Source organism: Kitasatospora sp. SUK 42 (genome assembly GCF_015776785.2).
GTDB lineage: Bacteria > Actinomycetota > Actinomycetes > Streptomycetales > Streptomycetaceae > Kitasatospora.
In genome coordinates this window covers 1,333,093-1,346,604 of record NZ_LFMD02000007.1, presented here as the reverse complement: position 1 = coordinate 1,346,604, position 13,512 = coordinate 1,333,093, and the positions used below count along the sequence as shown (strand labels likewise).

General features: G+C 72.6%; 6 protein-coding genes and 1 pseudogene. All 7 read left to right on the top strand.

Features of this window, described 5'->3' with window-relative positions:
• A pseudogene (gene kgd / locus RZ50_RS27540) lies at positions 1-418 on the top strand (multifunctional oxoglutarate decarboxylase/oxoglutarate dehydrogenase thiamine pyrophosphate-binding subunit/dihydrolipoyllysine-residue succinyltransferase subunit); the annotation flags it as partial.
• 93 nt (positions 419-511) lie between these two features.
• The gene (locus RZ50_RS27535) at positions 512-1,069 is read left to right on the top strand and encodes a TIGR03086 family metal-binding protein (RefSeq protein WP_196949933.1); all 558 of its coding nucleotides are present in this window, start codon (positions 512-514) and stop codon (positions 1,067-1,069) included.
• Positions 1,070-1,432: 363 nt separating this feature from the next.
• Complete coding sequence (locus tag RZ50_RS27530) at positions 1,433-2,686, top strand: cytochrome P450 (RefSeq protein WP_196949932.1); 1,254 nt, start codon at positions 1,433-1,435, stop codon at positions 2,684-2,686.
• A gap of 137 nt (positions 2,687-2,823) precedes the next feature.
• Entirely contained in the window at positions 2,824-8,289 is a 5,466-nt protein-coding gene (locus tag RZ50_RS27525; RefSeq protein ID WP_217680946.1) for a type I polyketide synthase, read from the top strand.
• Positions 8,290-8,294: 5 nt separating this feature from the next.
• Positions 8,295-10,004, top strand: coding sequence for an NAD(P)/FAD-dependent oxidoreductase (locus tag RZ50_RS27520; protein ID WP_217680944.1), 1,710 nt, complete (start codon positions 8,295-8,297; stop codon positions 10,002-10,004).
• Between the two features lie 71 nt (positions 10,005-10,075).
• Positions 10,076-11,767, top strand: coding sequence for an NAD(P)/FAD-dependent oxidoreductase (locus RZ50_RS27515; RefSeq protein WP_217680942.1), 1,692 nt, complete (start codon positions 10,076-10,078; stop codon positions 11,765-11,767).
• A gap of 46 nt (positions 11,768-11,813) precedes the next feature.
• Positions 11,814-13,469 (top strand): NAD(P)/FAD-dependent oxidoreductase, encoded by a 1,656-nt coding sequence (locus tag RZ50_RS27510; RefSeq protein ID WP_217680940.1) that lies wholly within the window; start codon positions 11,814-11,816, stop codon positions 13,467-13,469.
• Positions 13,470-13,512: the final 43 nt, after the last annotated feature.

The following is a 13,512-nucleotide window of genomic DNA, read 5'->3' as shown; positions in this document are numbered from 1 at the left end:
CCCGGTCATCGGCGACAGCACCGTCGACCCGGCCCAGGTCCGCAAGGTGGTCATCACCGCCGGCAAGTTCTACTACGACCTGGAGGCCGCCCGCACCGAGCGCGGCGTCACCGACACCGCGATCGTCCGGGTCGAGCGGCTCTACCCGCTGCCCGTGGCCGAACTCCGGGACGAGCTGGCCCGCTACGGCGACAACGTCCAGTTCGTCTGGGCCCAGGAGGAGCCGGCCAACCAGGGCGCCTGGCCGTTCATCGCGATGAACCTGGTCGACCACCTGGACGTGGTGATCGGCCGCGGGGCCAACGTGGGGCGCCTGCTCCGGGTGGCCCGTCCCGCGTCCTCGGCGCCGGCGGTCGGTTCGGCCAAGCGGCACGCGGTCGAGCAGCAGGCCGTGATCGACGAGGTGTTCACCGTCTGACCCGCGGCCCGGATTCCGGGCAGCTCGATTGCCGGCAATCGAGCTGCCCGGAACGCTTGTTGCGGGCACTGAACGGCTGTTAGGTTAAATCATGTGACGGCAAACGACCTTGAGCTGCTGAATGTCGCTGGAGCTGCTTTCGAGGCTGTGCTGAAGGAGGTGAAGCAACCTCAACTGACCGAGCCGTCGACGTGTGACGGCTGGTCGGTGCGGGAGTTGGTGGCGCACGTCGTGTCGGGCAATCTGATGTTCGTCAGGCTGGTGACCGGCGCCGACGTCGCGCCCGGCGAGGACGTGCTGGGCGACGACCCGGTACGGGCGTTCCGCGAGTCGCAGGACGGTCTGTGGCGGGCGTTCTCCGGTGAGGGCGTGCTGGAGCGGGTGTTCCAGACCCCGATGGGCGAGCGTCCGGCGTCCCGGCTGGTGGCGGTGCGGGTGGTCGAACTGGGCCTGCACGGATGGGACTTGGCCCGTTCGACGGGGCAGGCGATCGATCTGCCGGAGCCGGTGATGACGGCCGCTCTGGCGCAGTTGCGGATGATGCTTCCTGACGATCGGTCCGGTCTGCCCTTCGGGGTGGAGCGCGAGGCGCCCGAGGGTGCGTCGGCGGCCGACCGGCTGGCGGCGTTCGCGGGCCGCGTGGTCGAGTGAGTGCCGAGTAGGTAAGGGCGTCCGGTCGTCTGCGGGACAGCGGCGGACGAAGGGCGTCGGGGTGGTGACAGCAGGGGTCGTGCATTTGCACGACCCCTGCTTCGGCATGTCCGGGTGCGTGGTGGGCGGTGTGGGTGCGAGGGCGGTGGCGTCTGGTCGTTGACAGCGGGGAGGGGGCGCGTATTCTTCATCAGAAGGTGAAATCATCAGATGGGGAATGGACTTCCCGTCGGTGATCGGACCTGAGCTCCATCCGTCCTGCTCCGGCCGCGGGAGCCGTGGCCGCGTGTCGCGGGACGTCCCTGTTGCGTCTTCGCATGCCGCGGGAGAGCCGTGGCGCTCGACTGATTGTTGGGGGATCCGATGTCTGCTGATGACCTCTCGGTGGCCGCGGCCGCGGCGGGGTGCCCGGTCCACCTGGGCGACGAGTTCGGCAACCTGCCGTACCCCGTCTACAGGGAGATGCAGGAGGCCGGCCCGGTCCGTCCGGTGATCCTGCGGGACGGTTCCGAGGCGTTCCTGGTCAGCCGCTACGACGATGTCCGGGCCTGTTACGCGGACCTGCGGCTGAGCAGCAGCCTGGACGAGGCCCCCAGGCCCAGGGGTGCCGGCTCCCTGGCCGCCCCGCCGGTCGGCGGCCTGGTGCTGCGGCGTGACGAGGTCTCCGGGCACATGATGATCAATCAGGACCAGCCGAACCACACCCGCCTGCGCAAGCTGGTCGTGCCGTCCTTCTCGGCGAAGCGGGTCAACGCGATGGAGCCGCACATCCTGCGCACCGCGGCGGAGTTGCACGCCGCCCTGGCGGACCGGGACCGGGTGGACCTGGTGGAGGAGTACGCCAAGCCGTTGCCGGTGATGGTGCAGTCCCACCTGCTGGGCGTGTCGCCGGACAAGCGGCAGGCCTTCACCTCCGGCATGGACGAGCTGACCGGCGGCAAGGACGTCGAGGCGGCGCAGCGGGGGCTGGACCGGCTCAAGGAGCTGCTGGCCGAGCAGATCGCCGACAAGCGCCTGCACCCGGCCGAGGACCTGCTGACGACCCTGCTCGAAGTGGCCGAGGAGGAGGGCCGGATCGAGGAGATCGAGCTCCTCGCGGCGGCCCTCCAGGTGATGCTGGCCGGCTACTTCGGCGTGCAGAGCATGATCGGCAACTGCGTGTACTGGCTGCTGAGGTACCCGGAGAAGAAGGCCGAACTGCTGGCCGACCCCGCCAGGACGGGGGCGGCGATGGACGAGATCTTCCGTTACGACGGCCCGCAGCAGCCGGGCTCCATGCGGTACGCGACCGAGGACGTCGAGGTCGGGGGCGGGGTGATCCCGAAGGGCGCGCTGGTGGTGCTGTCGGTGTCGGCGGCCAACCGGGATCCGCGGAAGTTCGCCGACCCGGATCGGCTGGACTTCGACCGGGACAACGCCAGGGACCACGTGGCCTTCGGCGGCGGCATCCACTACTGCGTCGGCTCCCGGCTGGCCCTGCAGATCGTCGGCCTCGCGACGATCTCCCTGCTGCGGGCCTTCCCCGCGATGCGGCTCGCCGTGCCCGAGCACGAGCTGAGGTGGGAGCTGCGCACCCCGTTCCGGGGTCTGGACGCGCTGCCGGTCCTCCTGCGCTGACCCGGAGCCGTCGACCCGGCGCCCTCTCCGGTGCCCCGCGCCTTTCGCGGGTGCTCATGGCGGGCCCCACCCGCCCCGTCGTTCATCAAGTGTTGATTTCAACAAGTGATTTCTGATTGGCTGGAGGTCCAGAGCCCATGGCCCACGACACTGTTCCCCCCGCTTCCACCGAACGACGGCTCCTGGTCGAGGCGGTGCGCCGGATCGAGCAACTGACCGCCGCGGGTGCCGGGAGCCGGACGGCGGAGCCGGTGGCCGTCATCGGCCTGGGCTGCCGGATGCCCGGCGGAGTCAGCGACCCCGAGGGCTTCTGGCGGCTGCTGCGGGACGGAGTGGACGCCACCGGCGAGTTCCCCGCCGCCCGGGCCGACGCGTCCCGACTGTTCGACCCGGACCCGGAGGCGCCCGGCAAGGCGTACGTGACCCGGGGCGGCTTCCTCGACGAGGTGGACCGGTTCGAGCCGGGCGTGTTCGGGATCTCCCCGCGCGAGGCGGTCGGCATGGACCCCCAGCAGCGCCTGGTCCTCCAGGTCGTCTGGGAGGCGCTGGAGCGGGCCGGATACGCGCCGGACGGGCTCGAAGGCAGCCAGACCGGCGTGTTCCTCGGCGTCTCCACCACCGACTACGTCCGCGCCCGGCAGGAGGTCGGCGACATCCGCGACGTGGACGGCTACCAGCTGATCGGCGAACCGTCCTTCGTCGCCGGCCGGGTGTCGTACACCTTCGGTCTGATGGGCCCGAGCAAGGTGGTGGACACCACCTGCTCCTCCTCGCTGGTGGCCCTGCACGACGCCTGCCAGGCGCTGCGGCTCGGCGAGTGCGACCTGGCGCTGGCCGGCGGGGTGAACCTGATGCTGACCCCGTACAGCTTCGTGCTGCTGAGCAAGTTCCGCGCGCTCTCGCCGGACGGCCGGTGCAAGACCTTCGATGCCGCCGCCGACGGCTACGCCCGCGGCGAGGGCGTCGGCGTGGTGGTGCTCAAGCGGCTCTCCGACGCGCTGGCGGCCAGGGACAACATCCTCGCCGTGGTCCGCGGCACGGCGGTCAACCACGACGGCAGGTCCAGCGGCATCTCGGTGCCCAACCCGGCCGCCCAGCAGGCGGTGATCCGCTCCGCGCTGGCCCAGGCGCGGATGGAGCCCGCCGAGATCGGCTACGTGGAGGCGCACGGCACCGGAACCTCGCTGGGCGACCCGATCGAACTGCGGGCCCTGCAACAGGTGATCGGCCGTCACCACGCCGGCGGCACACCGCTGCTGGTCGGATCGGTGAAGACCAACATCGGCCACCTGGAGTCGGCGGCGGGCGCGGCGGGCCTGCTGAAACTGGTGCTGTCGCTCCAGCACCAGGAGATCCCGCCGCACCTGCACCTGCGGGAGCCGAACCCGAACGTGGACTGGAACGCCCTCGACATCGAGGTCGTCACCGCCCGCCGGCCCTGGCCCGCCGACCTCCCCGTCAAGGCCGGAGCGATCAGCAGCTTCGGCGCCTCGGGCACCAACGCGCACGCGATCGTCACCGAACCGCCCGCCCCGGTGCCGGGCACCGCCGTGGGCCCGGCCCGCACGACGAACGTGGTGACCCTCTCGGCGCGCAGCGAGACCGCGCTGCGCGCGCTGGCCCGCGACTACGCGGCCGCCCTGCGCGCGGAGCCCGGCCTGTCGCCCGCGGACATCGCGCTGACCACCCACGTGGGCCGGTCACGGCTGCCGCTCGGGGTCGCGACCGCCGGCACCGGCACCCTCGAACTCGCCGACGGCCTGGAGGCGTTCGCGGCCGGGCGGCGCGAGGACCGGACGATCACCGGGAGCCTGGCCCTGCCCCGGCAGCGGAAGGTGGCCTGGCTGTTCACCGGTCAGGGCTCCCAGTACCCGCGGATGGGCGAACTGCTGCGCACCGAACCCGCGTACGCGGCCGCGATCGAGGAGGTCGCGGCCCACCTGGACCCCCTGCTGGACCGGCCGCTGGCGGACCTGCTCGCCGAGGCCGCCACCGACCCCGCGGACCCGGCCGACCCCGCCTCGCCGCTGCACCGGACCGGCTTCGCCCAGCCCGCCCTGTTCGCGGTCGAGTACGCGATGGCCCGGCTCTGGCAGTCGTGGGGCGTCCAGCCCGCCGCGCTGACGGGCCACAGCGTCGGCGAGATCGTCGCGGCCACGGTCGCGGACGTCATGGACCTGGCCGACGCGTGCCGGCTCGTCGCCGCCCGCGGCCGGCTGATGCAGGCGCTGCCGAGCGGCGGCGTGATGGCCACCGTCGTCTGCGACGAGGCCAGGGCGCTCGCCGCGATCGCCGGCCACCGCGACACGGTGGCCGTCGCAGCGGTCAACAGCCCGGCCGACACCGTGCTGTCCGGGCCCGCGGCCGACATCGCCGCCATCACCGCGGAGCTGGCGAAGGAGGGGATCAAGAGCCGACTGCTGACGGTCTCGCACGCCTTCCACTCGCCGCTGATGAACCCCGCACTGGACGAGCTGCGCGAGGTCGCGCGGACCATCGGCTACCGGGCGCCGCGGATCCCGCTGGTGTCCAACGTGACCGGCGCGCTCGTCCGGCCGGGCGAGATCGACGCCGACTACTGGGTGCGGCACGCGGCCGGCACCGTCCGCTTCGCCGACGGCCTGCGCACCCTGTACGACGACTCGTTCCGCACCTTCCTGGAGATCGGCCCCCAGCCCGTGCTCTCCGGCCTCGGCGCGCGCGGCCTGGACGACGCCGGCTGCCTGTTCATCCCCACGCTGCGCCGGGGCGTGGACGACCGGCAGTCGGTGATGACCGGGCTCGGCGCGCTGCACCTGCGCGGGGTCGCCGTCGACTGGGCGGCCTACCACGAGGGCGACGGCGCGCGCCGGGTGCCGCTGCCCACCTACGCCTGGGAGGGCGACTCCTACTGGTTCCCGGAGGCCGGGACCGAAGCCGCCGCCACCGCCGGGGTGCCCGCACCGGGCATCGGGCAGCGGCTGCGGTCCGCGCGGCCCGCCTACCAGCTCGACCTCACCGACTCGCACTGGCCGCGGCAGGCCTGGGACCAGGGCGAAGGACTGCCCCGGATCTCGGACGGCTCGCTGCTGACCGCGGCGCTGGCCGCGGCCGCGGACGGACTCGGCGGCGCCTGGGCCGGGTCCGGCGAGCTGGTGGCCGCCGAGCCGCTGGCCCTGGACGACACCCGCACCGTGCACCTCACCCTTGAGGACGCGGGAACCACCGCGACCTTCGAGGTGCGCAGCACCTCGGCGGCCGAGGAGGCGTCAGCCGCACCCTGGCGGCTGCACCTGTCCGGCGTGCTGCGGCGTCGCCCCGGCCCCGCCGGGCCGCCGTTCGCCGGGGGAGGCCGGTCCGGCACCGAACTGGACTGGAAGCGGGCAGGCCTGCCCGCCGCGGCGGCCGAGGTGCTGCTGCGCGCCGAACGCGGCGACGACGGCGTTCAGCTCCAGCTCGCGGGCGGCGCCGCCCAGGGCCGGGCCGCCGTCCTGGACGCCGCGGTGACCGCGGTCGCCTGGGCCGCCGACCGGACGGCGGGCCGCCCGGCCGCGATCGGCTTCGCGGCCGCCGTCGACCCCGCCGCCGTGCGCTGGGTGCAGGCCGTCGCCGAGGCCGCCGCGGACGGTTCCGTCCGTGGCCGCGCCGACCTCTACGGGGCCGGGCAGGAGTGGCTCGGCGCGGTGGACGGGGTGGAGATCCCGGCCGCCGACACCCGCCCGGCCCCCGAACCATGGCGCGATCCGGACGAGTTGCTGTACCGGTTGGAGTGGCAGCCCGCCGAGGAGGGCGCCGCCGGCCCGCAGCAGCCGCGGGAGGGCGACGTCCTGCTGATCGCCGACGCCGGCGGCCTGGCCGACCGGTTCGCGGCCGCGCTCACCGGGGCGGGAGCGGTCTGCACGGTCACCCGGCCGCCGGCCGGGGAGCCGGGCGACGAACCCGGAGGCACCCTCCACGCCGACTGGCTGGCCGAAACGCTGGGCGCCTGGCGCACCCGGCGGGCGGGCCGCGCCGGCCGGGTGATCGTCCTGACCGGCCTGGACGCCCCCGAGCCCGACGCGACCGACGCCGCGGCCCTGGTCGACCACCGCGACCGGGCCGAACTCCTCGCGGTCGGGGTGGTGCAGGCGCTGCAGGCCGAACCGGGCGACCAGGAGGTGCGGCTCACCCTGGTCACCCGCGGCGGCGTCGCCGCCGGGGACGACCAGCGCACCCACGCCCCGGCGGCCACCACCCTGTGGGGCCTCGGCCGGGTCATCGCACTGGAGCACCCGCGGCACTGGGGCGGTGCCATCGATCTGGACCCCGACGCGGCGGACGTCGATCCGGCCGCACTGGTGGACGCCCTGGCCCGGAGCGCCGACGAGGACCAGCAGGCGTTGCGCGGCGGTGCCCGGCTGGTCGCCCGGATCGTGGCGGACCGGCCCGCCCGGGCCGAGCTGCGCCGGGAGGTCGCGGTCCGGCCCGACGGCGGCTACCTGATCACCGGCGCGTTCGGCGGCATCGGCCAGGAGGTCGCACGCTGGCTGGCGCTGCGCGGCGCCGGCCGGCTGGTGCTGCTGGGCCGCACCGAACTGCCGGATCGCGGGCGCTGGGACGACCCGGCGCTGGGCGAGGGGGTGGCCCAACGGATCAGGCTGGTGCGGGAGTTGGAGGGCATCGGCGCGGACGTCCGGGTGGTCGCCGCCGACGTGGCCGACCAGGCCGCGATCAGCGCGCTGGTGGCCGAACTGGCCGCGGACCCGGGCACTCCGCTGGCCGGGGTGGTGCACGCCGCCGGCGTCTCCGGACCGCAGTTCGTCCGGGAGGTCAGCCGCCCCGAGTACGACAGGGTGTGGCGCCCGAAGGTGCTGGGCGGGTGGGCCCTGCACCGGGCGACCGAGCGGGTTCCGCTGGACTTCTTCCTGGGCCTGTCCTCGATCGCCGCCACCTGGGGCTCGCAGCACCTCACCAGCTACGCGGCCGCCAACGCCTTCCTCGACGGGCTGGCGTACCACCGGCGCTCCCGCGGTCTCGCGGCGCTGACCATCGCCTGGAGCTCCTGGGAGCTGGAGTCGGCGCTGTTCGACGGGGAGATCGCCGCCTTCCTCGCCGCCACCGGTCTGCGGCCGCTGTCGGCGCCGCAGTCGCTGCGGCTGCTGGGCGCGCTGCTGGACGGCGGCGAGCCGTACCGCATCGTCTGCTCGGCTCACTGGCCGACGTACAAGTCGATCCTGGAGGCCCGGGCGGAACGCCCGGTCCTGCGGCGGATCGAGACCGGCGAGCCGGAGCAGGGCGGTGGGACCGCCGCGATCCGGGCCGATCTGCTGGCCGCGGCCCCCGAGCAGCGGCCGGGTCTGCTGGACACCTACGTGCGCGAGCAGCTCGCCCAGCTGCTGCGGCTGCCGGTGGCCGACCTGGCCGGCGAGTTCCACCTGCTCGACATGGGCCTGGACTCGCTGATGGTGATGGAACTGATCACCCGCTGCCGCAAGGACCTGGGCGTGGAGATCAGGAGCCCGGAGTTCTTCGCGACCGACGCCAACTTCTGGGCCGCATTCCTGCTGTCCCGCGTCGAGGAGCGGTTCCTCGGCGCGGAATCCGCCGACTCCGCGGACCACCCCGCGGCCGAACAGGGCTGGTGAGGCACATGGAGAACCCCGCTGACACACCCGCTGACACACCCGCCGGCAAAGCCGCCGGCGCACCCGTCGCCGCCGAGCGGTACGACGTGGCGATCCTCGGAGCCGGTATCGCCGGGTCCATGCTCGCCGCGGTGCTGGCCCGCAACGGCGTCCGGGTCCTGATCACGGACGCCGGACTGCACCCGCGGTTCGCGGTCGGCGAGTCCACCATTCCGTACACCTCGGCGCTGGTGCGACTGATCTCGGCGCGCTACGACGTGCCCGAGATCGCGGCGCTGGCCACCTACAAGGACATCCGCGACAACATCTCCCGCAACTGCGGCTGGAAGAAGAACTTCGGGTTCGTCTACCACCGGCCCGGGCGCGCGCAGAACCCCTCCGAGGCCAACCAGCTGGTCCTGCCGGTGGCGTTGCAGACCGAGACCCACCTGTACCGGCAGGACGTGGACGCGTACATGTACCACGTCGCGCTCCGGTACGGTGCGGACGGCCGGACCGGCGTGCGGATCACCGACCTGGACATCGACGGCGGCACCGGGGTGGTGCTGCGCTCCGACGGCGGCGAGGAGTTCCGCGCCGAGTACCTGGTGGACGCCTCCGGATACCGTTCGCCGCTGGCCGAGCGGCTCAACCTGCGGGAGGAGCCCACCCGGGCCCGGACCCACTCCCGCTCGATCTTCACCCACATGGTCGGGGTCGTCCCGTACGACGACACCCCCTCCGGCGGTCTGCACGGACAGCCCAGCCGCTGGCACGACGGGACGCTGCACCACGTCTTCGACGGCGGCTGGCTGTGGGTGATCCCGTTCGACAACAACGACGACTCGCTGAACCCGCTGTGCAGCGTGGGGCTCACCCTGGACCCGCGGGTCCACCCGGCCGGCGACGCCTCGCCGCAGGAGGAGTTCGACGCCTTCCTGCGCCGCTTCCCGGACGTGGCGAAGCAGTTCGCCAACGCCAGGGCCGCCCGGCCGTGGACCGCCACCGGCCGGCTCCAGTACTCCTCCAAGCAGGTCGTCGGCGACCGCTTCTGCCTGACCTCGCACGCCGCCGGCTTCATCGACCCGCTGTACTCCAGGGGCCTGACCAACTCCTTCGAAGTGGTCAACGCCCTGGCCGGGCGGCTGATCGAGGCCTCCCGGGACGGCGACTGGTCGATGGAGCGGTTCCAGTACGTCGAGGACCTCCAGCAGGGCCTGTTCGACGTGCACGACGACCTGGTCTACACCTCGTTCGTGGCGTTCCGGGACTACGACCTGTGGAACGCGGTGTTCCGCACCTGGGCGCTGAGCACCGTACTGGCGGCGCTGACCCTGGAGAACGCCTACTTCGCCTTCGCCGCGAACGGGCAGGACCAGGTCTTCCGCGACCTGGAGCAGACCCGTTACCCGGGCTCACCGTTCCCGGTGAGCGCGGCCTACAACGAGATGCGCTTCACGACCCTGGAGCTGTGCCGGCAGGTCGACGCCGGGACGCTCGACCCGAAGGCGGCGGCGGCCGACCTGTTCGAGCTGCTCCAGCAGGCCGACTACGTGCCGGCCGCCTTCAGGATCGGCGTGCCGAAGGAGCACTACGTCTTCATCACCCCGCCCAAGATGGTCCAGGCCGCGCGCTGGGCGGGCAGCGAGGCCCCCAGGGAGGTCGGCGAGCTGATCCACGGCGCCATGAGCGGCCTGGTCAAGGAACGTCTGCGCAATCTGGTCCGCCGCAGGTGACGGCCGCCGCGCCGCACCGCCCGGCCGACCACAACCCGGCACCACCTGACGAAGGACGAGGAGAGAGCGACGTGAACAGAACCACTGCGAGCGGTACCGACACGGGGGCCTCGGAAGCCGTCACCTACGACGTGGCCATCCTGGGCTCGGGTCTGGCCGGATCGATCCTGGCCGCCGTCCTGGCCCGGCACGGCGCCAAGGTGTTGCTGCTGGACGGCGGTTCGCACCCCAGGTTCGCCATCGGCGAGTCGACGATCCCGTACACCCTGGTCACCCTGCGGACCCTCGCCGAACGCTACGACGTGCCGGAGATCTCGGCGCTCGCGTCGTTCACCGAGACCACCAAGGCGCTCGGCCCCCGGTTCGGCGTCAAGCGCCACTTCGGGTTCCTGATGCACCACGAGAACACCCCGCAGAACCCGCGCGAGGTGAACGAGTTCAACACCCCGCCGCAACTGCTGCACGAGGCCGCGCACTACTTCCGCCAGGACGTGGACGCCTACCTGTTCCAGGTGGCCGCCAAGTACGGCGCCAAGGTCAGGCAGAACTTCCTGGTCAAGGACATCGACTTCGACGACTCCGGGGTGACGCTGGCCGGCCCGCGCGGGGAGTACAGGGCCCGCTACATCGTGGACGCCTCCGGCTTCCGCTCGCCGGTCGCGGAGAAGTTCCAGCTGCGCGAGGACCCGGTCCGCTTCAAGCACCACTCGCGGTCGCTGTGGAACCACAGCCTCAACGTCACCCCCACCGACCGCCTCTTCGACCACCTGGCCGAGGAGTTGAGGCCCCCGGTGCCGTGGTACGAGGGCACGGTCCACCACATGTTCGAGCGCGGCTGGGCCTGGGTGATCGCCTTCGACAACAACAAGTGGTCGACCAACCCGCTGTGCAGCGTCGGGATGACCGTGGACCCGCGGACCTACCCCAAGGTGCCCGGGATGAGCCCGGAGGAGGACTTCGCCCGGCTCTGCGCGCCCTTCCCGGACATCGTCCGCCAGTTCGAGGGCTCCATCCCGGCCCGCGAGTGGACCTCCACCGACCGGCTCCAGTACTCCTCCAGGACCACCGTCGGCGACCGCTGGCTGCTGCTGTCGCACGCGGCGGGCTTCATCGACCCGCTGTTCTCCCGCGGCCTGTCCAACACCACCGAGGCGATCAACGTGCTGGCCTACCGGCTGCTGCGCGCGATCAAGGACGGTGACTTCTCGGCGGAGCGCTTCTCCTACGTCGACCGGCTCCAGCAGTCGCAGCTGGACGCCAACGACGAGCTGGTCAACGCCGCCTTCATCTCCTTCGCCGACTACGGCCTGTGGAGCGCGATCTTCCGCATCTGGGGATGGGGCGCGAACGCCGGCGTCTACCGGCTCCAGGAGGCGCTCACCAAGTTCCGCCGGGACGGCCGGGAGCAGCACTTCACGGACCTGGAGGACGTGGCGCACCTGGGGCTGTACTGGCCCGGCCACGACGGCTTCGCCGGGCTGCACGACCTGATGGTCAAGCAGACCGACGCGGTCGAGGCCGGCACCACCACCGGCCCCGAGGCCGCCGACGTGCTCTACGAGGAGATCGAGCGGGCCAACTACGTGCCCAAGCACCTCGGATTCGCCGAGCGCGAGGTCCGCTTCATCAACCCCAACCCCAAGAAGCTGTACCGGATGGTCCGTTGGTCGGCCAAGGAGGGCGACCCCGAGGTGGCCCGGCTGCTCACCGGCAACGCCCTGGAGGCGGTCAAGGCCAAGGTGCGCGGCGGAAGGCTCTTCTGACTTGGCGTCAGTTCACGAGCGTCAGTTAACGATCCCCTGGAGGAGCATGATGGACGACGGCCGGCACTACGCCGATCCCGAAGAGAAGTACGACGTCGCCGTGGTCGGCGCGCACCTCGCGTCGAACCTGCTGGCCGCCGTCCTGGCCCGGCAGGGACTGCGGGTCCTGGTGGTGGACACCGAGTCCGACGCCACCGCCCCGGCGGGGGAGACCACGGTGCCGTACACGGCCGAGGTGTTCTTCACCCTGGCCAGGCGATTCGACATCCCCGAGATCGCGGCCTTCGGCCTGACCTGCGACCTGCCGGACCGGGTGCGCCGCACCAGCGGTGCCAAGCGCAGCCTGAGCTTCCTGTACCACCGGCCGGGGAAGGCCCAGGACCCGAGGCAGACCGTGCAGTTCAACGTGCCCGGCGAGCACTCCGAGTGGCACATGTTCCGGCCCGACGTCGACGAGTACGCGCTCCAGGTGGCCCGCACCTACGGTGCCCGGGTCGTCCGGCACCGGCGCAGGCTGACGGACGTCTCCCCGCTGCCCGGAGGTGACGGCGTCAGCGTGACCACCGCCGACGGGCTGCGGTACCGCGCCCGCTACCTGGTGGACTCGATCGGCATGGACTCCCCGATCATCGCCCGGCTCGGCGGCCCCGACCCGGTGGCGAACCTGCGCAGCCGCTCGCGGGTGCTGACCACGCACCTGGCCGGGGTGCAGCGCTTCGAGGACCGCGTCCCGCTGAGCGGCTACCCCAGGGCCTCGCCGTGGTCGGCCGGCACCATCAGTCACCTGTTCGCCGGCGGGTGGCTCCAGGTCGCGCACTTCGACAACCACGCGGACGCCGGGACGGCGCGCACCTCGGTGGTGCTGAGTGTCGACCCGGACGTCTTCGGCGACCTGCCGAAGGACCCCGAGTCGGCGTTCCGGGGGCTGATCGACCGGTTCCCGCAGCTGCGCGACACGTTCTCCGCCGCGGTCGCGGTGAGGCCGTGGACCGCCGACGACGTGTGGCAGCGCACGGTCGACCGTACGGTGGGTAACCGGCACTTCCTGTTCGAGCGCTCCGCCAGCCGCAACGACCTGTTCCTGTCCAGGGACGTGACGATGGCCGCCGAACTGGTCTACGCGCTCGCGCCGGTGCTGATCGAGGCGGCCCGTACCGATGACTGGTCGCCCGAGCGGTTCGCGGCGGTGGCGGGCTTCCAGGCCGAGCTGATCGGCTTCAACGACCGCATCATCGCCGCCGCCCGGATCGCCACCCGCGACTTCGAGCTGTGGAACGCGTTCAGCCGGGTGTGGCTGCTGTGGTCGATGCTGGCCGCGCTGTCGCTGAAGAGCGCCCGCAACCAGGCGTTGCGCAGCGGCGACTGGACGCCCACCCACCGGCTGGCGGAGGGTGCGCACTGGTTCGCGCTGCCGTACGGCCTGCCGGAGCTGCTGGAACAGACCTTCGCCTGGACCGAGGAGGTCCGCGAAGGCCGGCTCACCCCGGCCGCGGCGGCCGGCCGCGTCTGGCGGGCCCTGGACGACGCGCCGTTCACCCCGCCGCTGTACGGCTTCGCCGACCCGGAGGACCGCTTCTACCACTTCACCCTGGCCAGGCGGCTGCGGACGCTGGCATGGACCAAGACCGTCGCGCCGGCGGAGTTCCGGACCATGCTGACCAGGGAGAACCTGACCAACGTGCCGCCGCCGGCGGTGCACTGACCTGGAAAGGGCCCGGGCCCCGAGCGATGGTTTCCGCTCGGGG

Coding starts and splice junctions, on each gene's coding strand:
- RZ50_RS27520 (WP_217680944.1), top strand. CDS start 8,295: ATGGAGAACCCCGCTGACACACCCGCTGACACACCCGCCGGCAAAGCC.
- RZ50_RS27510 (WP_217680940.1), top strand. CDS start 11,814: ATGATGGACGACGGCCGGCACTACGCCGATCCCGAAGAGAAGTACGAC.
- RZ50_RS27525 (WP_217680946.1), top strand. CDS start 2,824: ATGGCCCACGACACTGTTCCCCCCGCTTCCACCGAACGACGGCTCCTG.
- RZ50_RS27530 (WP_196949932.1), top strand. CDS start 1,433: ATGTCTGCTGATGACCTCTCGGTGGCCGCGGCCGCGGCGGGGTGCCCG.